This window comes from Pseudoalteromonas rubra (assembly GCF_001482385.1).
Lineage (GTDB): Bacteria > Pseudomonadota > Gammaproteobacteria > Enterobacterales > Alteromonadaceae > Pseudoalteromonas > Pseudoalteromonas ardens.
Map to the genome: position 1 here is coordinate 2,094,491 of NZ_CP013611.1, position 19,177 is coordinate 2,113,667.

At 49.0% G+C, this 19,177-nt stretch carries 16 protein-coding genes and 1 tRNA gene; 5 read left to right on the forward strand and 12 right to left on the reverse strand.

Going from position 1 to position 19,177, the window contains the following annotated elements; genetic code table 11:
* Nucleotides 1-93: 93 nt before the first annotated feature.
* The 5 genes from AT705_RS09240 to guaB all read right to left on the reverse strand — a co-directional run bounded on the left by AT705_RS09240 (nucleotide 94) and on the right by guaB (nucleotide 5,284).
* Nucleotides 94-170 (reverse strand) — tRNA-Trp (locus AT705_RS09240).
* A 154-nt stretch (nucleotides 171-324) separates the two neighbouring features.
* On the reverse strand, nucleotides 325-1,155 hold the full coding sequence (locus tag AT705_RS09245; RefSeq protein ID WP_058796376.1) for a hypothetical protein: 831 nt from the start codon (nucleotides 1,153-1,155) through the stop codon (nucleotides 325-327).
* The gene (locus AT705_RS09250) at nucleotides 1,155-1,796 is read right to left on the reverse strand and encodes a hypothetical protein (RefSeq protein WP_157576722.1); all 642 of its coding nucleotides are present in this window, start codon (nucleotides 1,794-1,796) and stop codon (nucleotides 1,155-1,157) included. Before AT705_RS09250 ends, AT705_RS09245 begins: the two co-directional genes overlap by 1 nt.
* Nucleotides 1,797-2,055: 259 nt before the next feature.
* A complete protein-coding gene (guaA, locus tag AT705_RS09255; protein WP_058796378.1) occupies nucleotides 2,056-3,630 on the reverse strand; it encodes a glutamine-hydrolyzing GMP synthase in 1,575 nt (524 codons plus the stop codon).
* 184 nt (nucleotides 3,631-3,814) lie between these two features.
* Entirely contained in the window at nucleotides 3,815-5,284 is a 1,470-nt protein-coding gene (guaB, locus tag AT705_RS09260; RefSeq protein ID WP_010383433.1) for an IMP dehydrogenase, read from the reverse strand.
* A gap of 131 nt (nucleotides 5,285-5,415) precedes the next feature.
* On the opposite strand from guaB, the gene xseA reads away from it, so the two are divergent.
* A complete protein-coding gene (gene xseA / locus AT705_RS09265; RefSeq protein WP_058797956.1) occupies nucleotides 5,416-6,780 on the forward strand; it encodes an exodeoxyribonuclease VII large subunit in 1,365 nt (454 codons plus the stop codon).
* Here xseA and AT705_RS09270 read toward each other — a convergent pair.
* The 3 genes from AT705_RS09270 to AT705_RS09280 form a co-directional block, all read right to left on the reverse strand.
* A complete protein-coding gene (locus tag AT705_RS09270; RefSeq protein ID WP_058796379.1) occupies nucleotides 6,777-7,439 on the reverse strand; it encodes a hypothetical protein in 663 nt (220 codons plus the stop codon). The two genes, xseA and AT705_RS09270, sit on opposite strands and share 4 nt — an antisense overlap.
* A gap of 26 nt (nucleotides 7,440-7,465) precedes the next feature.
* Complete coding sequence (cysE, locus tag AT705_RS09275; protein WP_058796380.1) at nucleotides 7,466-8,287, reverse strand: serine O-acetyltransferase; 822 nt, start codon at nucleotides 8,285-8,287, stop codon at nucleotides 7,466-7,468.
* 203 nt (nucleotides 8,288-8,490) lie between these two features.
* Nucleotides 8,491-11,364 (reverse strand): M16 family metallopeptidase, encoded by a 2,874-nt coding sequence (locus tag AT705_RS09280; RefSeq protein WP_058796381.1) that lies wholly within the window; start codon nucleotides 11,362-11,364, stop codon nucleotides 8,491-8,493.
* Between the two features lie 301 nt (nucleotides 11,365-11,665).
* On the opposite strand from AT705_RS09280, the gene AT705_RS09285 reads away from it, so the two are divergent.
* Entirely contained in the window at nucleotides 11,666-12,622 is a 957-nt protein-coding gene (locus AT705_RS09285; protein ID WP_058796382.1) for a methylenetetrahydrofolate reductase, read from the forward strand.
* A gap of 61 nt (nucleotides 12,623-12,683) precedes the next feature.
* Here AT705_RS09285 and gpsA read toward each other — a convergent pair whose 3' ends face one another.
* The 4 genes from gpsA to AT705_RS09305 form a co-directional block, all read right to left on the reverse strand.
* Complete coding sequence (gpsA, locus tag AT705_RS09290) at nucleotides 12,684-13,691, reverse strand: NAD(P)H-dependent glycerol-3-phosphate dehydrogenase (protein WP_058796383.1); 1,008 nt, start codon at nucleotides 13,689-13,691, stop codon at nucleotides 12,684-12,686.
* A 3-nt stretch (nucleotides 13,692-13,694) separates the two neighbouring features.
* The gene (gene secB, locus AT705_RS09295; protein ID WP_010383440.1) at nucleotides 13,695-14,177 is read right to left on the reverse strand and encodes a protein-export chaperone SecB; all 483 of its coding nucleotides are present in this window, start codon (nucleotides 14,175-14,177) and stop codon (nucleotides 13,695-13,697) included.
* 70 nt (nucleotides 14,178-14,247) lie between these two features.
* Nucleotides 14,248-14,502, reverse strand: coding sequence for a glutaredoxin 3 (gene grxC / locus AT705_RS09300; protein ID WP_010383441.1), 255 nt, complete (start codon nucleotides 14,500-14,502; stop codon nucleotides 14,248-14,250).
* An 8-nt stretch (nucleotides 14,503-14,510) separates the two neighbouring features.
* On the reverse strand, nucleotides 14,511-14,942 hold the full coding sequence (locus AT705_RS09305; protein ID WP_010383442.1) for a rhodanese-like domain-containing protein: 432 nt from the start codon (nucleotides 14,940-14,942) through the stop codon (nucleotides 14,511-14,513).
* 262 nt (nucleotides 14,943-15,204) lie between these two features.
* Here AT705_RS09305 and gpmM point away from each other — a divergent pair, with 262 nt between their 5' ends.
* The 3 genes from gpmM to AT705_RS09320 are packed head-to-tail and all read left to right on the forward strand — an operon-like array spanning nucleotide 15,205 to nucleotide 19,148.
* Nucleotides 15,205-16,749: a 2,3-bisphosphoglycerate-independent phosphoglycerate mutase gene (gene gpmM, locus AT705_RS09310; protein ID WP_058796384.1), complete on the forward strand. Its 1,545-nt coding sequence runs from the start codon at nucleotides 15,205-15,207 to the stop codon at nucleotides 16,747-16,749.
* A gap of 3 nt (nucleotides 16,750-16,752) precedes the next feature.
* The gene (locus tag AT705_RS09315; protein ID WP_058796385.1) at nucleotides 16,753-17,889 is read left to right on the forward strand and encodes a murein hydrolase activator EnvC family protein; all 1,137 of its coding nucleotides are present in this window, start codon (nucleotides 16,753-16,755) and stop codon (nucleotides 17,887-17,889) included.
* 38 nt (nucleotides 17,890-17,927) lie between these two features.
* A complete protein-coding gene (locus tag AT705_RS09320; protein ID WP_058796386.1) occupies nucleotides 17,928-19,148 on the forward strand; it encodes a S41 family peptidase in 1,221 nt (406 codons plus the stop codon).
* The last annotated feature ends 29 nt before the right edge of the window (nucleotides 19,149-19,177 follow it).

Consider the following 19,177-nt stretch of genomic DNA (forward strand, 5'->3'; position numbering starts at 1 on the left):
AAAATTAAATGCTGAGGATTCTAGAATATGCGTGTAACGACTGCAATCTGAATTGTGTTAAATAAGGGAATTACTAAGAGATAAAGAAGGAAGTGGCAGGGGCGGCAGGACTCGAACCCGCAACCATCGGTTTTGGAGACCGCTGTTCTACCAATTGGAACTACGCCCCTGCAATGTCGACGCATTATAATGAGCTAATTGAAAAGGTAAAGAAAAAAAAGCAACTTTCTGATTGTTTGCTGCTTTTATCAGCAAAAATGGCGAGTAGTGACCCTATTCACCCAGTTTTAGCTTAAAAACGACACACTTAGTGTGGCACCCAGCTTACATGCCGCGACCATCATAGAGAATGGCATCAGAGAAAACCCCATCTGAATGTCGTCTTTCCTCGTAATCTCGCAAGAGATCGCAATAGGTATCATCCAGGTTGCAGTTTGCTCTTAAAAGTCTCAGCTCTAAATTCGGATGCGTATCTCCCATGTCATGAAAGGCACAAGGGGCGTTCAATGCACTGCATGCAAAATTATCAACGATCCGTTTGCCCTGCAAATCAAACGAGAGAAATCCCAATGCTAACTGGATATCCATAGCGATCTGCCTGCGCTGCCAACTGCTTGCTTCACCCAAATGCAATTTGAGTAACTCTGAAGCAAAATTATCTGCATCTTGCTCTCGATGTTTCTGCACATTCTCGTCACAATTATAATAGTCAGTGTCAACAGACGCTGCGCGACCAGCATGCCCCCGGTCAATATGGCCAAGTTCATGCAGGATAAAATAGCTCAATATTTCGCTACCTCTTCTTTGTGCTGTGCCAGCTGCCTGAGTATTCAGCCATTGCAAAAAAACCTGTGGCTGGATTACAACACAGGCACACCCACTCAGAACAAACATCATATCAGTAGGGCTATGAGCCAAGTTAGTATCATTAACCCAGAGTATCGCAACACCATCCGCTTGCAACTGCGCGTCAAACAGATACAAATTAAGCTGCTTTTCCGGGGGAATTAGCTGATTCAATTTATCAATAGACAGCTCGATCAGGCTTCTTTCTTCCTGGGTTAACTCAAGTCCATAATACTCAACAGGATCAAACGGCTTAGAGCAAGCAAACGCCAACATCATAGCTAAACACAGTACAATCGTTTTCCCCATCACCGCTGCGCCTCAAGACGAAGTTTATCCAATAAGTTACTCTGCTCAATGGGATCATTCGATTCCAATATTGCTTTACGTGTGGATATTAAGAGCGTTAAAAGCCTGTCCGCCTTTTGATATGAAGCGGTTTTTTGTTCCTGTATAGGACTATTAAGTACGACACAGACCGCATTGATTGCCGCGACCCAGCCTATCAGTTTAACGTACCGTTGAGGTCTGTTACCGGTTCCTACACCCAACGGAGCATCTGATACATGAGGACTTTGATCATCCGACACATTAAGCGCCTGACTGTCTGATGCATTGGGATTCTGATTGTCCGATAAACTCTGAGCCTGACCCGAAAGACCTGCCAGAAAAGCGATAATAGCCGAACATAAGATAGTAACCCAGGCCAGCAATTTGTCTGCTGTACTATAGCGATTCCCCCAGGCGTTGCTTTGCAGCATATGCTCACGGATCTGGTCAAACACCTGATCCAACTCCGCTTTTGACACAGCAACCGTACTCATAGCAGCTGAATCTATACCCAGCACACCTGGCATACTGCGCACCAGTTCACCATAGTAGAGAGTTAAAGCGATTGATATCACCAACCAGACACCTAATAGTCCGGCTACTACTTTTAGATACTGCATTTCATAGACCTCCCAGTACATTGAACAATCAGCTCACTCTGTATCTTTGCACATATTAGAGCACAACAACGTCTTACCAGTTTCGTTGTTCCGACGTTAGCCTGTCAGGTTAGTGAATCATTCACGTCATCTAGATGGGTAACAACACATTCATCGACCTGGCTGATTGCTATAGGGAGGTTTTTAGATGTAAAAAAACCCACTTTTTACAGTGGGTTCTTTTTATTCATAAATGATATGTCTACCGATCTGGCGGGAATTATTCCCACTCAATCGTCGCAGGTGGTTTACCTGAGATGTCATATACTACGCGAGAAATGCCGTCGATTTCGTTGATGATACGGTTTGACACCTGACCCAGGAACTCATATGGCAGGTGTGACCAACGCGCCGTCATAAAGTCGATGGTTTCTACACAACGCAGTGAGACAACCCAGTCGTACTTACGCGCATCACCCATAACGCCCACTGAACGCACCGGCAGGAACACAGTGAAAGCCTGAGACACTTTGTGATACAGGTCAGCTTTATGCAGCTCTTCGATGAAGATAGCATCGGCACGACGTAGCAGATCGCAGTATTCTTTCTTGATCTCGCCCAGTACACGAACGCCCAGACCAGGACCCGGGAACGGGTGGCGGTATAGCATATCGTACGGCAAGCCCAGCTCCAGGCCAATCTTACGTACTTCGTCTTTGAACAGCTCACGCAGCGGCTCCACCAGACCCAGCTCCATGTCTTCCGGAAGACCACCCACATTGTGGTGTGACTTAATCACATGTGCTTTACCCGTGGCTGATGCCGCAGATTCGATCACGTCCGGGTAGATGGTGCCCTGTGCCAGCCATTTTGCGTTAACACGCTTGCCGGCTTCTTCGTCGAATACTTCAATGAAAGTATGGCCAATCGCCTTACGCTTGTCTTCCGGGTCATCAATGCCTTTCAGTGCATTCAGGAAGCGATCTTCAGCATCCACCTTAACGATGTTTAGGCCAAATTTATCACCGAACATGTCCATTACCTGCTGGCCTTCATTCAAACGAAGCAGACCATTGTCAACGAATACACACGTCAGCTTATCGCCAATCGCGCGGTTGATCAGCATCGCCACCACAGATGAATCAACACCACCTGACAGACCCAGGATCACTTCATCGTCACCCACTTGCTCTTTAATACGGGCAACCGCATCTTCAATAATCTGGCTCGGCGTCCAAAGCTTTTCACAGCCACAGATATCTGTCGCAAAACGCTCAAGCAGGCGCAGGCCTTGTTGTGTGTGTGTCACTTCCGGGTGGAACTGCACACCGTAGAAACGCTTTTCTTCCCAAGACATAGCAGCATGCGGGCAGGTGTCTGTTTTTGCAGACGTGATAAATTGTTCAGGGATCTCGATGACTTTGTCACCATGGCTCATCCATACATCCAATTTGCCAATACCGTCTTCAATGTGATCTTCAATCGCTTCGAACAAGGCACAGTTACCGACTTTTTCAACTTTCGCGTAACCAAACTCTTTCTTATCTGAGCTGTGTACCTTACCACCCAGCTGTGACGCCATGGTTTGCATGCCGTAACAGATCCCAAGCACAGGCACACCTGCGTTGAACACATATTCTGGAGCGCGGGGGCTGCCTTCTAAAGTCGTTGACTCAGGACCACCTGACAGAATGATACCCTGCGGATTAAATTCGCGGATCTGCTCCTCGGTTACATCCCAGGCCCATAGCTCACAGTAAACGCCGATCTCACGGATGCGGCGGGCGATCAATTGAGTGTATTGAGAACCAAAATCTAAGATCAAAATACGGGAATCATGGATGTCTTTGCTCATTGATAATCTCGTTTGTTAGGAAGCGATAAAACTAGTAAAGCATAAGAAAAATACTTTACCTAAATGGCCGGGCAAGTTTGCCTGCCCAACGCATTGTATTTGATTATTTGTATCCGCCAGATAAAGGCAGACACTAAAATTAAGAAGGGCCGGCAACCGCCAGCCCACTTTTAATCCGCCGGGGTTAGCCCATGCGGTAGTTTGGAGCCTCTTTGGTGATCTGCACGTCGTGGACATGCGATTCACCCATACCCGCCGAAGTCACGCGGACAAACTGCGGCTTAGTGTTCAGTTCCAAAATAGTGGCACACCCAGTCAGGCCCATGGCACTGCGGATCCCGCCCACTTGCTGATGAATAATGGTGGCGATTGGGCCTTTATAAGCCACACGGCCTTCAATACCCTCTGGTACCAGTTTTTCAGCTGAGTTGCTCTTCTGGAAGTAACGGTCTGATGAACCTTCTTTTTGGTTCATCGCGCCCAATGACCCCATACCACGGTATGACTTGTAGTAACGGCCCTGATACAGTTCAACTTCACCCGGTGCTTCTTCAGTACCGGCCAGCATTGACCCCACCATGACACACGATGCGCCAGCAACCAGAGCTTTAACAATGTCACCTGAGAAGCGAATACCACCGTCAGCGATAACCGGAATGTCACGCCCTTTCAGACCATCAACGGCATCTGAAATTGCTGTAATTTGAGGAACACCACATCCAGTTACAATACGTGTAGTACAGATTGAACCTGGGCCAATGCCCACTTTAACTGCATCTACACCGGCGTCAGCCAGTGCAATTGCACCGTCTGCTGTTGCCACGTTACCCGCCACGATTTGCAGATCCGGATACGCTTCACGGGTTGCCTTAACACGATCGATAACGCCCTGAGAATGGCCATGTGAAGTATCGATAAGCAGTACATCTACACCCGCAGCAACCAAAGCTTCGATGCGCTCATCAGTACCTGCGCCTACGCCCACAGCAGCACCAACACGAAGGCGACCTTGCTCGTCTTTACAGGCATTTGGCTTTTCTTGCGCTTTTTGGTAATCCTTAACCGTGATCATACCTTTCAGTTTAAAAGCATCATCAACGACTAAGATTTTTTCGATGCGGTGCTCGTGCATCAGTCCCAGGATTTCCTCACGTGAGGCGCCTTCTTTTACCGTAACCAGATCGGCTTTTTGCGTCATCACAGATGAAACAGGCTGGTCTAGTTTGGTCTCAAAACGCATGTCACGGCTGGTGATAATGCCTTCCAGCAGGTTGTTTTCACCCACAACAGGGAAACCTGAAAAACCGTTCTCTTCGGCCAGTGCCAGTGTATCGGCAATGGTTTTATCCGCGGTCACAGTCACAGGGAAAGACACAATCCCCGCTTCATACGCTTTTACTTTGCGTACATTGCGCGCTTGTTCTTCAATGGTCATGTTCTTATGGATGAATCCGATGCCACCTTCCTGTGCAAGAGCAATTGCAAGGCGTGCTTCAGTTACTGTGTCCATAGAGGCAGAAACTAATGGCAAATTAAGTTCAATACCACGAGTCAGGCGTGTTTTTAAGTTCGCAGTGTGTGGTAGAACAGTCGAATGAGCAGGTACTAAAAGTACGTCGTCAAAGGTAAGGGCTTCTTTTGCAATTCTTAGCATGTGTGCGGCATCTCTCAAGTGAAACTGAGTATAAGGAATTGCGTGCGCATTTTATCAGCGTTCCTTATGCGAGTAAATAAAATTTAGCAAAAATATGTTAGAGTGTTCGTGAATTTTTTATGGAGCTGAGTATGTCGTTGCCACAACAAGAAAAAGTTTATTCGGTCTCACGTCTGAATCGTGAGATCCGCAGTTTGCTGGAACAGGGGTTCGCTTCTTTACAGCTGACCGGCGAGATCTCTAACTTTGTTGCTCCGGCATCCGGGCACTGGTATTTCTCTCTCAAAGATGACAAAGCACAAGTAAAAGCCGCCATGTGGCGCGGTAATAATCGCTATTGCCGCTACCGACCACAAAACGGTGAGCAGGTATTAGTCCAAGCTCGCGTATCCGTGTATGAACCCCGCGGTGACTACCAGATCATCGTTGAACACATGGCACCGGCAGGCGAAGGCTTATTAAAGCAACAGTTCGATGCCCTCAAACTACGCCTGGCGGGTGAAGGCTTATTCAGCAGCCAGCATAAGCAACCATTGCCTGCACGCATAAACCGGGTGGGTGTCGTGACCTCTCCGACCGGGGCCGCAGTCAGAGACATTTTGTCGGTTCTGAAACGTCGTGCACCTCAGCTGGAAGTGGTGATCTATCCGACTCAAGTGCAAGGTCAGGAAGCCCACCTGCAAATTGCCGCGCAAATCGCCCTCGCCAATCGCCGTAATGAAGTGGATGTGTTGATCGTCGGCCGTGGTGGTGGATCGCTCGAAGATCTCTGGTGCTTTAATGAAGAAACGGTGGCCAGAGCAGTGTTTATAAGCGAGCTGCCTGTGATCAGTGCCGTCGGTCATGAAATCGACACCACCATCAGTGATTATGTGGCCGATCTGCGTGCCCCCACCCCTTCCGCTGCCGCAGAACTCGTCAGCCCTGATGGGGCAGAAATTCTGGCTCAAGTCCGTCAACAAAAACAGCGACTAGAAGGTGCCATGCAGCGTTATCTGGCTCAGCAAGCGCAGCAGTTACACAATACCCATCAACGCCTGCTGCTACAACACCCGCAAACTCAGCTGATGCAACAGGCACAAAAAGTAGATGAATTGAGTGGCCGGCTGCACCGGGCGATCAGCCACCAGCAACACCGGGCACAAAGCCGGGTTTCACTGGCACAACACCGCTTACAACAATTTCACCCTCAGCAGAAGCTACGTTATGCCAGCCAACACCTTGATGGACTGAAAGACAAGCTCACGCGTGCGATGCAAACATCGCAACAGCAACACCAGCAGCAACTTGCTTTGCTGGCAGCCAGGCTAGATAGCGTTAGCCCATTGGCGGTATTGTCACGTGGCTACAGCATTACCAAGTCAGGTGAGCAAGTTGTCAAGTCAATCCAGGATGTGGCTGTTGGTGACTTACTGATGACAGAATTGCATGATGGTCGCGTGCAGACACAAGTGCTGGAACTGCACCCCCACACTGACAACAAAGAAAATGGTTAATATTCTGTGCTCAATTGACGGATGCTTTTGGTGCTCAGGTGCACTTGCATCCCTTGCGCCGTTTGCTGAGCCGAACTGACCTTAAAGTGTGTTATCCAGGGGCTGTTAAAGAGGCTATCATTGAGGCGCTGCCATTGCATGGCATCTACGCCCTGGCTGCGTGGTACAAAACTTAACTGACACACATGGCGTTTACAGCCATAGCTGGCGTATGCAAAGTAAGTGCTTAAGTCACTGGTATAAAGAAAATCACCGAGCTGTAACTCGAGTTCATCGGCCCACACCGGGTCACGCTCTTCCGTACGAAAAATATCTGCCAGCTGACGATGAATGTTGCCAGATGAAGTCACTTGCTGATGCTGTGCCGATGACTCAGACGCCGAGTCGGCCTGTGCCTCCAGCTGAGCTAGTTCCCCCTGTAACTGTTGAACCTGTTGCTGCAATGCGGTGAGTTCTGACCTGTCTTGTGAATTGTCGGAGATTTCTCCATCAGAGAGCGTATTTGACAATGAGACAGTTGGCTGTTGAGCCCGAGGTGAAACGAGCTCCGCGTATTCTAACAGTGGAGTAGATGTAGGGGTTACAGCCCACCAGGTCAATGGTGCTGAAATCGCCGCTCCCAGTAGCATCCAGCATATTTTTTGGCCCAGGTTATCCATCAGCCCGCCTTGAGGTCAATTAAATGCTAGAGCATCGCGCTGGTGTGAGATTCGTTACGGGCAATCAAATCTTCCTCAAGAAAGTTCTGATCCATAGATTCGGCCGGACACGCACAAGGAGGATTACCAACAACTTTCGCAGGCACCCCCACCACAGTTGTATGTGGAGCGACTGCTTTAAGGACCACTGAGCCTGCACCTATGCGTGCACCTTCGCCCACTTCAATGTTACCCAATACTTTTGCCCCTGCGCCAATCAATACACCTGCGCGTATTTTGGGATGACGGTCGCCTTGCTCATTACCGGTTCCCCCTAAGGTTACCGACTGCAAGATTGAGACATTGTTTTCTATTACGGCTGTTTCACCAATGACTATACCAGTCGCATGGTCAAACATAATGCCATGGCCGACTTTACAAGCAGGATGGATATCAACACCAAATACTTCGGATGAGCGACTTTGGACAAAACGAGCAAGCTCTTTTCTGTCTTGTCGCCATAGGCAATGTGCGAGTCGGTGTGCTTGTATTGCATGGAAGCCCTTAAGGTTTGAAATAACGTTAAGATAACTATCGGCCGCCGGGTCACGATCTTTAACTGCTTTTATGTCATGCGCTACATGAGTCAGCATACGGTCACAATCCACAAAGGCCTGATCAAACAATTCACGAATAGTAAATGCCGATACCACGGCGTCTGCCAGCTTGTTGGCAACAATAAAGCTCAATGCTGCGCCCAGACAATCATGATTTAAAATACTTGAGTAAACATGGCTGGCGAGCAGCGGCTCGCGGTCTACTAATTCGGTAGCTTCCTGACGAAGCTTTTGCCAGATCTCGTGTCTCATAAACTGCACTATTTCAATTATTCCAAGGCCTTGTTCTATCTTACCCTGCAAATGCGTAAATTAGCAGTGATAGTCAAATGCTTCTTGCATCAATTTGTTATTAATTATAACCCGAAACAACGGATTGGGGATGGATGAAAAGCAGGCGGATTGCAGATCCGCCTGAACAAGCAAGGAGTCCGCGATGGGACTCCTGCCTGAGGTTACTTAAATACCGCTTCTGCGTTCATCACGTCGATGTTCGCAGCTGGGATAGCGAGCTTGTAATTGGCGATGTGCTTATCTTCATCGATAAGTGCTTGTGGTTTCTCAGCATTATAGTGCATTGGCGATTCTGTCTGATTAGCCAAACGCGCTTTCATATCAGCCGCATCGCCCGTAACAAACACGTAGTGAATATTGTCACTTTGCAGGTTTTCACGGATCACCCGATTCACATCTTCGACTGTCAAAGATGCCAGCTGGTCGCGAACATAACTAACAAACTCATCGGTATTATAGAACTGGCTATCCAGTGCATAACCCAGCTGACGGTCCTGGCTGGCAACCATCTGAGGCACAAAGTTGCTCAGGAAGTTACGCGTTGCCTGGAAGTCACCCTCAGTCATACCGTCATTAATCAGTTTATCCAGCTCATATTGCGCAACGCGCGTGGCGAAGTGTGCATCGTTATTCGAACGCAACGGACGCAGCCACACCTGGAAAATCTGCTCAGAGCGACCCAGGTTTGCATCCGGCTTAGTCTGGAACATGCCACGCGGGAAATACTCAATGTAAGCATAATCGCCATAGTTCATGCCGCGTACCTGACGAATACGCTGGAACAGATAGGCATTCGAGTTACGGTGCTCACCAAAGTAAGAGCGTACTAACCACAGTGCAGTCCAGTCTTTGCTGCTGCGGATGGTATCAATGGGGAAGCCAAAGGAGACCGCTGTTGATTTAGCACTCTTTTCTATGATGGTCGCATAACGGCCTGTCAGTGCCGGTGCATCCGGGATAGTCAGACGAGATGCCTCACCTTTAGGCAGTTGCGCCAGGTCACTCAGCATACGCGCTTTAAGCTTGCCATCGAGTGCACCTGTGATGCCGACATTCAGTTTGGCCTGTGTAAACTCACTGCGATAGAAAGCTTTTACATCATCCAGTGTCAGTGCTTCCAGATCCGATAAATCGCCCAGATTGTAGCTCTCATAGGGGTGACCCTGATATAGCTTGTGGTAAAGCACTTCTTTACCCAGTTCTTCATCGTTAGATGCCTTAAGGCCCGCCTTGATATTGTCAATCATCTCTTTTTTCAGACGTTTAAAATCATCTTCACGGAAACCCGGGTTGAGTAACTGCTCACTGACTAACGCATACCACTGTGACGCATTGTCTTTGTGCACCCGACCACGTAACGACAGCATTTCTTTATCGATCTGGTAATCGAAGCTTCCCGCAATCGGATAAAGTGCCTTTTGGATTTCTTTATACGACTTGCTCTGTGAGCCGCCATTAGCAATCATGGCTGCGGTCAATGCTGCGACACCTTTTTTCCCTTTCGGATCGGCCGCCGCACCGGTATAGAACAACAAGTTTACATCCACCAGAGGTGAAGCATTGGTGTTATCCAGTACAGAGAAATACTGCTGTTTTGGCTGGCTAAGTTGTGCAACCAAGTTATCCAGTTCAACTTCTTTATCAAACCCCGCCACTTCCGTCAGATCAGACATAGTCACTATGGTACGACCGCTGTCAACAAAATAGCGGTTGGCTACATCGCGAATATCTTCGGCGCTCACTGAATCACTGGTCGCATACAACGTGTTGATCACTTCCGGATCGCGCTCAAAATGCATGTACTCCGCCAGCATGCTGGCAATCGCCTGCGATGAGTCCAGCCCGTTCGCAAAGTTGTATTTAAGGTTAGATTTAAGTGCTGCCAGTTTGTCGCTGTCGACCAGCTCAGTGCGCGCAGTCGCATAAGTGCGGTTGATGGCATCACGCACTACGGCCAGGTCACTTTCTTCATTTACCTTCACAAAAACATGCAGCAGGCCCGGATCTTTGGTCTCAGCATTGTAGGTAAACATCTGACTGGCAATTTGCTTATCGACTACCAGCTCTTGATACAGCTCTGAGTTTTCAGAGAAATACAGTTGTGAGATCAGATCCAGTGCCGCACGATCTTTTTTCTGTGGCTCCCACGCTGTGCCTTTATAAGAAACCAATAGCCAATGACCAGGCAGGCCGTCATAATGCTCATGCACGTATCTGGCTTGCTGCTGCTTTGGCTCAACCGGAATCTCAGCAATGTAATTACCGCGCTGCCAGCCACCCCAGTGTTTTTTAACCATCTTCATAGTTTCCTGCGGATCCACGTCGCCGACAATCACAATCGAGACATATTCCGGCTTATAAAAGCGCTCAAAGAAAACCTGGCCATACGCCATCTGATCTGGCATGGCTTCGATATCTTCGAAGAAGCCCATCGTGGTGTGCTTATAGGTATGTTTATCAAAGGCTTCTTTACGCACAGCACTTAACAGCTTACGAATAGGACTGGCGTTGTTCTTCAGGTATTCACCCTTTACCGTTAAGGCTTCTGTGCGGAACTGAGACTCGCTGTAGCTCAGGTTCTGAAAGATATCCGCTTTGATCTCTAAGACCTTATCCAGGTGCTCTTTAGAGAAGTTCAGATGGTAGTTAGTATAATCATTGGTGGTATAAGCGCGGTTATCAACTCCTGAGTTTTTCAGGATATCGGCATACACATCTTGGGGGAATCTCTCTGAGCCCTTAAACATCATGTGCTCAAAAAAGTGCGCAAATCCGGTGCGACCCGGTTCAACTTCATTACGCGAACCAACAGACACGGGGATCTGTAACGAGACAACATCGGGATAATCGGTTTTCACCACCATGACGCGCAGGCCATTATCTAACTCTTCCAGGACATAGTCCTGCGCAAACACCTTTTTACTTGCCTGGGCCTGAACTTGGCCTGGCGTCTGCTCAGTCGATTGCTGAGAGGTTACGCACCCAGTCAGTGCCAGTGACACCGCCAGGCTGGTCGCCAGTAGTTTAAATTTCATATGCTTCCCTTAAATCTGTAGTGATTATTATTTTTGGCCTCGCGCAAGTGAGGCACATCGTTCCCAATTATGCCGCAATCCCGTTTGAATTCATCTTTACGCGCTCATTTTATGTAAAAAAATATGAACTGCATTGGCCCGAACAAAGCTACCGGCAAAACAACGGCTTGCTCCAAAGCCGCAAAATCATATGAAAGAATTTCATGGGTATTGAATTTGTTTCAAGAAAAAAATCTATCTAGACGTCTAAATGGCTGCTATATTAGATCCCAGAAACTGAATTTTTGCCGGAGCCAAGATCATGGCGTTATCACTACAAGAGAAAATCTTAGACCCGAACCAAGGGGTATATTTGATTGGTACGACTCCGCCCAAATCCGGTACGGAGCGAGACAAAGTTGAGCGTATTGCCACTAAGCTGCTCGACCGTCTGCACGAAATTGAATACGACGGCGTTATCGTTTACGACATTCAGGACGAAAGTAGTCGCACCAATGTGCCCCGCCCTTTTCCGTTTAAAGAAACGGTTGATCCCTGTGAGTACAGCCGCCTGGTCAAGTCTTTGTCTAAGCTGGACGTGATCACCTATAAAAGTGTAGCTCAACGCAACAGCGCTGAATTTAAGCAGTGGCTCAGCACCACCAAACAAGAGTTTGGTCTGAATAATTTAGTGCTGGTTGGCTCGCCGTCTTCGCAAGGTAAAATCAATTTACCACTGCCAGAGGCGTATCAGGCGCTGGCCCAGCACGAAGAAAACTTTTTCCTCGGTGGCGTAACTATTGCTGAACGTCATGCATCCAAACGTAATGAACACGAGCGACTGATTGAAAAAACCACCCAGGGCTGCGAGTTCTTTATTTCTCAGGCCGTCTATGATGCACAAGCCACCATAGACTTGATCACCAGCTATGCGCGCACCTGCAAACAACAAGGCATTGCACCTAAGCGGCTGATCCTGACTTTCACCCCGTGCGGCGGTGAGAAAACCTTGCAATTTATGGAATGGCTGGGCATTTCTGTGCCTGAAGCAACCAAATGGCGCATGCTGGATGCAGACAACACCCTGAGTGAATCGATCCGCATTTGTCGTGAGAATTTGGATTCAATTCTGCGTAGTTGTGCTCATCTGGATGTTCCGCTGGGACTGAATATAGAAAGCCTGACTAACCGCAAAGAAGAGATCGATGCGTCTATCAACCTCTATCGCCTGCTCAAAGCGACCATGGAGTTGACGCTGGCGGAAAAGCAGATCGCTTAGTAATTCGGAACCAATAAAAAACCGAGCACACTGGCTCGGTTTTTTATTTTCAGACATCAGGTTATTCGGACTTTTGCTCTCTGCCAAGCAGTGCCATAGCCGCTTCTTTGACGTCTTTTTGTTGATACAGCACCTGATAGATCTGCTCCGTGATAGGCATTTCAATGCCAGTACGTTTTGCCAGCAAGTACACTTCTTTGGTGTTGCGATATCCTTCAACCACCTGGCCAATGCTCTGCATGGCCTCTTCAACGTTTTTACCCTGACCCAGAGCCAGACCAAAACGTCGGTTACGAGATTGGTTGTCAGTACAAGTCAGGATCAGATCGCCCAGTCCCGCCATCCCCATAAAGGTTTCAGAGCGAGCACCCAGCGAGAGCCCCAACCGGCAAAGTTCTGCCAGACCACGGGTGATAAAGGCTGTTCTGGCATTGGCACCAAAGCCAAAACCATCTGACATACCCGCACCAATGGCGATGACGTTTTTCACTGCGCCGCCTAACTGGATACCGATAAAGTCGTCATTGCTATACACCCGGAACGAGCGACCACAATGCAGCAACTTAGCCAGCTCACCTCTGAATGCTTCGCAACGAGATGACACTGAAATCGCGGTAGGTAACCCGGCGGCCATTTCTTTTGCAAAGGTCGGCCCGGACAAAACTGCCAATGGAACCTGCTCACCGAGTACGTCCAGCGCCACATCCTGCAGCAACCGACCAGTATCTGGCTCTAGCCCTTTTGTTGCCCAGGCAACCTTAGTACCAGGTAACAAGTGTGGCTTGATTGCCTCCAGAGTTTGCGCGAACGCATGACTAGGCACCACCACCAGGACCAACTGACTGGCCTGGACAGCCTTAGTCAGTGAAGCTTCCAGCTGCAATGAGGCAGGGAAATCAATGTCTGGCAGATAACGGGCATTCTGACGCGAACTGGCTAACTGCGCGATGGCAGTGCTGTCACGTCCCCAAAGAGTAACCTGGTGACCGTTGCGGGCAAAACAAATAGCAAGGGCGGTGCCATACGACCCCGCCCCTAATACGGTCACAGCTGAATGTGCTGTATTCATCACTTATGCGTCAGCAGCTTGCTCTTGCGCTGCACGTTGCTGCATGTACTGAGCAAATAGCGCGTCAAAGTTAACTGGTGCCAGGTTCAATTGTGGGAAAGTACCACGGTTAACCAGGCCAGATACCGCTTCACGTGCATACGGGAACAGGATGTTCGGGCAGAATGCGCCAAGCATGTGTGCCATTTGTAGCTCTTCCAGTTCACCGATAGAGAAGATACCTGCTTGCTGGATTTCACATAGGAATGCGGTTTCTTCGCCCAATGATGCAGTCACAGTCAGTGCCAGAACAACTTCATATACACCTTCGTCCAGCTTGGCAGAACGCGTGTCCATGTCCAGTTTTACCTCAGGTGTCCACTCTTTCTGGAAAATAGCCGGAGAGTTAGGCGTTTCGAAAGACACGTCTTTGGTATAAATGCGCTGAATGTTAAATTGTGGACCTTGTTGTTCTTCTGCAGCAGCTGCGTTGTTTTGCTCTGTCATTGTTCTTCCTAATTATTCGTCTTTATTTAATGTGGGGCAGCACCACGAGTCGTACCCGGGATGCCAAAAATTATTTCAGTAATGCGTCCAGCTTACCTTGTGCTTCGAGTGCCATCATGTCGTCACAACCACCAATGTGCTGCTCTTTGATGAAAATCTGTGGCACAGTATGACCGCCATTTGCTTTACTGATCATCTCTTCACGCAGCTCGGGTTGCGCGCCGATATCATACTCGGTATATGTGACACCTTTACTATCCAGCAACGCCTTTGCACGATGACAGTAAGGACAGTAATCCTTTGTATAAATAACAACTTGGCTCATATTTACTCCTATTTACCCGAGGCGGTTGGCAGGCCGGCTGTTTGCCAGGCACCAAAACCACCCGACAAAACGTATACTTGCTCAAAGCCCGCTTTGTACATATTGCTGGCAATGCCAGAGGCGGTCATGCCGGTGTTACACACCAGTATAATGGGCTTAGTTTTAAACTTTTCAAGTCCTGCGAAATCATTTTGTTTGGCTTTTTCCACATTCATGTGTTCGCTGCCTGCGATGCGCGAACCGTTAAATTCCTTCACTGCACGCATGTCAAACACCTGACCTTCCTGACGGTTCACCAGGATAGTGAGCTGCTGCGGATTGATCTGACGGATTTTAGAAAACATGCCTTTCAACCAGCTAGAGACCAACATAGCTGCTAAAACCAGCCAGATGATGCTGAGAATGGGGTTTCTGCCTAAAAACTCGATGTATTGTTCCATATTGTTCTTACCAACCGGGAAATGAAATTGCTCGCGAGTATACTTTCTTACGGGCGTTGGTACAAACATCTGTGACGTAATCGCTCAGTCCACTGACACAACCCAACCCCCTGCACAGCACTCGGTAAAGCTAAGTGCCCTCATAGTTAATGGCTAATGTGAATTTTAAAGTGGTTGAGGATAAATCACGCTTAGAGGGCTGAATAATCATATAAAACAGGGTATCCTATGGCCAGATTTCGTGCACGTTTCAGGAGCCCAAATGACTGTGAAGAAAAAACCTCTGGTATTAATGATCCTAGATGGCTGGGGATACCGCGAAGATGCTGAGAGCAATGCTATTTTAGCAGCCAACACGCCGGTATTGGATGAACTATGGCAAACACGTCCGCGTACGCTGATCTCTGGTTCAGGCCTGGATGTGGGATTACCAGACGGTCAGATGGGTAACTCAGAAGTCGGCCACGTCAACCTCGGTGCCGGCCGTATCGTCTATCAGGACTTTACCCGCATTACTAAAGCCATTAACGATGGTGAGTTTGAGCATAACCCCGCACTGGTCGACAACATCGACAAGGCCGTTGCAGCCGGTAAAGCAGTTCACCTGATGGGACTACTGAGCCCGGGCGGCGTACACAGTCACGAAGATCACATTGTTGCCGCCATCGAGCTGGCAGCCAAGCGCGGTGCCAAAGCGGTTTACTTTCACGCCTTTTTGGACGGTCGTGATACCCCTCCTCGCAGTGCACAGGCTTCGATTGAACGTATTGAAGCACTCTTCACCAAGCTGGGCTGTGGTCGTCTGGCCTCAATTGTAGGTCGTTACTATGCCATGGACCGCGATAACCGCTGGGAGCGTGTTGAAGCTGCTTATAACCTGATGGTCTGTGGCCAGGCCGAGCACCGTTTTGCCGATGGCGTCAGTGCCCTGAACGCCGCCTATGACCGCGATGAAAACGACGAATTTGTTAACGCCACGGTGATTGCCGCAGAAGACCAGGAAGCGGCGACCATCAACGATGGCGATACGCTGATCTTCCTCAACTTCCGGGCTGACCGCGCCCGTCAAATGAGCCGTGCGTTTGTGGATACCGACTTTGATGGCTTCAACAAACAAAAAGCGCCGGTGCTGAGTGGTTTTGTGATGATGACAGAGTATGCTGCCGACATTCATGCCCCGATCGCCTTTGCACCGGAGAAGCTCACCAATGTATTGGGCGAATGGTTAGCCAAACACAATAAAACGCAGCTACGCATTTCTGAAACAGAAAAATATGCCCACGTGACTTTCTTCTTCAGTGGTGGTCGTGAAGACCTCTTTGAAGGCGAAAAGCGCGAGCTGATCCCATCACCGCAAGTTGCTACTTATGATTTGCAGCCTGAGATGAACTCAGCCTTGCTGACCGACACACTCATTGACGCCATTCACAGTGGCGAACACGACGTCATCATCTGTAACTACCCGAATGGCGACATGGTCGGTCACTCCGGCGTATTTGATGCGGCTGTAAAAGCCTGTGAAGCCGTCGATGCCTGTATTGGCCGCGTTATTGCTGCATTGGAAGAAGCCGGCGGTGAAGCACTGATCACAGCCGATCACGGTAATGCCGAGCAAATGGTGAACAGCAAAACGGGCCAAGCCCACACGGCACACACCAGCGAGCCTGTACCTTTCATTTATATCGGCCGCGATGCACAACCACAAACCGGTAAAACCCTCAGCGATGTCGCACCGACTATGTTGCACCTGCTGGGTATGGCACAACCTGAGGAAATGACTGGTTCTCCCGTCATGCTGCTGAAGTAATTTATGCGCCATACGCTTGCTGTACTCTCGGTCTGTTTGCTGCCTTTACTGGGACAGGCAAATGAAACCCGCACCAAAGCCGATCTGGCTGCGGTGCAGGCTGAGCTCAAAAAGAGTCAGGCCGCCTATCAACAGCAACAAGCCAGCTTTAGTGCACTCAAAAGCACCCTGCAATCTTTTGAGCTGGAGATCGCAAAAAGTGCCAAGGCACTGGCATTCACCGAGCAAGGGATCAGCGAAAACAAACAACAGCAATATACACTGCAACGCGAAGCCGAGCAGCTTGAACTGCAAAAAAAGCGCTTACAGCGGCTGTTGGCAGCACAGCTCAAAAGTGCCTATGTCACAGGCAGCCACGATTACTCAAAAATGCTGTTGAACCAGCAACATGCCGCGGCGTTAGAGCGCACCATCAGTTACTACGATTACTTTAACCAGGCACGTATCGCGCAGCTCGAAGCCCTCAAATCAGTATTTGCCAAATTGGCTGAAAACCGTACCCAGTTAGAGCGTAAAAAGAAACAGCTGCTTGCGTTGCAAGCGCAGCAGACCGTCCGTCGGGACGAATTAATGCTGGCGCAAAACGCCCGCAAAACCCATCTGGCCAAACTCAACGATAAGCTCAGTCAGGCAAAAGCGGCTATCGCCTACCTCGAAGAAAACGAGCAAACCTTAATTTCCACCCTCGAAACCTTAGCCTCAGAGCAGGCCAGCAGCCCCGAACAATATGTGGCGCAACTGCAAGGGTTACAAAGGTTAAAGGGCAAGCTTGCCTGGCCTCTCGATGGCCGTCTGAAACACAGGTTTGGTCAGCGAAAACATGTTGGCATGAACTGGAAAGGCGTCGTGATCCGAGGCAGCAATGGCACACCGGTTAATAGTGTCGCACCGGGTCAGGTGGTCTATGCCGATTGGTTGAACGGTTTTGGCTGGGTCATCGTATTAGATCATGGGGAAGGCTTTATGAGCCTGTACGGTCACGCCCAGACCCTGCTTAAGGACGTTGGCGATCAGGTTATGCCAGGCGAGTCCATCGCCCTGGTTGGGCAAAGCGGCGGACAAACCGATCCTGGTCTATACTTCGAAATACGGCATAAGGGAAGCGCTGTTGATCCAGTAAAATGGTGCAGATCCAGTTAACTGACTAACCGATGCTGCCCCCCAGTGAGGAGCAGCATATGATGACTCCATGTGTTCAACCTGATAAAAACCACCTCTGGCATTGGCTGTTTGTACTCGGCCTGATGCTCAGTTTGCTGTGTTTACCGCTTAGTGCCAAACAGCTATCCGGCGAGCAAATCGACGAAATTCTCTATCATATACACACCTATTATGTGGAAGATCTGCCGCTTAGCCATGTAAAAAAAGACAACTTTAGTGAATTACTTACCCAGCTTGATGACTATTCTAAGTTCCTTGACGAGCACGAACTCGAAGCCTTATTCAGCGCAGCCAACGGCCGCTACACCGGACTGGGTATTGAGGTAGAAGAAGTCGAGGATGGCGTAGTTATTGTCGGTACGCTGCCAGGCTCTCCGGCAGAAGCCGCGGGCATTGAGGGCGGTGACATGTTGTTGGCCATCAACACCCATGATGTGAAACGCAAATCTATTGCTGAAGTCTCTAAGCTACTGCGAGAAGCCCAATTTTCAACCATACAACTCACCGTGGAGCGCGCCAATACTGAAGTCACATTGGCACTCAGACGTCAGGAGATCACTCTGCGTAGTGTCTCCAGCCAGCTGTTACCCGGCGGCATTGGTTATGTGCTACTAAGCAGTTTTAATAATCACAGTTACCACGACATTGCCCGTCATATCAGCATGCTCAATAGCCATTTGGGGGAACCACTCAAGGGCCTGATCATCGACTTGAGAGACAATCCCGGCGGCACACTCAACAGTGCTGTGGCCATCTCAGATTTGTTTTTACAAAGCGGCACCATCGTCAGTACCCGGGGACGCTTTTATGATGCCAATCAACGCTTTTTTGCAGCCCAAGGCGATATACTCAATGGTGCCCCAATGTTAGTGCTGATCAATGAGCAGTCCGCTTCAGCAGCCGAAATACTGGCCGGCGCACTGCAAGACAATAGCCGGGCATTGATCCTGGGTAATCGCTCTTATGGCAAAGGGTCAGTTCAGTCTTTGATCCCCATAGGCAATGGTACCACCGCACTTAAGCTGACCACGGCCCGCTATTTCACTCCCTCAGGCCAGTCCATAGAAGGAACCGGGATCCAGCCTGATGTGATTTTTAGTAAACAAGTACTTTTAGAACTGGACAAAGACGCTATAATGGCTGGTGAAAAAAAGGTCAGACTGACCTTTGTTGCCAACCTAGATAAACATTGGCGAGAAGCGGAACAGCTATTACAAAACCATAATTTACAACAATAATTCAGGATAGTGCGCTTACTTATAACAAG

Excerpts from the sequence above, each read along its gene's own strand:
- guaA (WP_058796378.1), bottom strand. The coding sequence starts at position 3,630 with ATGAGCAAAGACATCCATGATTCCCGTATTTTGATCTTAGATTTTGGT.
- grxC (WP_010383441.1), bottom strand. The coding sequence starts at position 14,502 with ATGAGCCAAGTTGTTATTTATACAAAGGATTACTGTCCTTACTGTCAT.
- AT705_RS09320 (WP_058796386.1), top strand. The coding sequence starts at position 17,928 with ATGATGACTCCATGTGTTCAACCTGATAAAAACCACCTCTGGCATTGG.
- AT705_RS09305 (WP_010383442.1), bottom strand. The coding sequence starts at position 14,942 with ATGGAACAATACATCGAGTTTTTAGGCAGAAACCCCATTCTCAGCATC.
- AT705_RS09280 (WP_058796381.1), bottom strand. The coding sequence starts at position 11,364 with ATGAAATTTAAACTACTGGCGACCAGCCTGGCGGTGTCACTGGCACTG.
- AT705_RS09285 (WP_058796382.1), top strand. The coding sequence starts at position 11,666 with ATGGCGTTATCACTACAAGAGAAAATCTTAGACCCGAACCAAGGGGTA.
- AT705_RS09245 (WP_058796376.1), bottom strand. The coding sequence starts at position 1,155 with ATGGGGAAAACGATTGTACTGTGTTTAGCTATGATGTTGGCGTTTGCT.
- secB (WP_010383440.1), bottom strand. The coding sequence starts at position 14,177 with ATGACAGAGCAAAACAACGCAGCTGCTGCAGAAGAACAACAAGGTCCA.
- gpsA (WP_058796383.1), bottom strand. The coding sequence starts at position 13,691 with ATGAATACAGCACATTCAGCTGTGACCGTATTAGGGGCGGGGTCGTAT.
- gpmM (WP_058796384.1), top strand. The coding sequence starts at position 15,205 with ATGACTGTGAAGAAAAAACCTCTGGTATTAATGATCCTAGATGGCTGG.
- guaB (WP_010383433.1), bottom strand. The coding sequence starts at position 5,284 with ATGCTAAGAATTGCAAAAGAAGCCCTTACCTTTGACGACGTACTTTTA.
- xseA (WP_058797956.1), top strand. The coding sequence starts at position 5,416 with ATGTCGTTGCCACAACAAGAAAAAGTTTATTCGGTCTCACGTCTGAAT.
- cysE (WP_058796380.1), bottom strand. The coding sequence starts at position 8,287 with ATGAGACACGAGATCTGGCAAAAGCTTCGTCAGGAAGCTACCGAATTA.
- AT705_RS09315 (WP_058796385.1), top strand. The coding sequence starts at position 16,753 with ATGCGCCATACGCTTGCTGTACTCTCGGTCTGTTTGCTGCCTTTACTG.
- AT705_RS09270 (WP_058796379.1), bottom strand. The coding sequence starts at position 7,439 with ATGGATAACCTGGGCCAAAAAATATGCTGGATGCTACTGGGAGCGGCG.
- AT705_RS09250 (WP_157576722.1), bottom strand. The coding sequence starts at position 1,796 with ATGCAGTATCTAAAAGTAGTAGCCGGACTATTAGGTGTCTGGTTGGTG.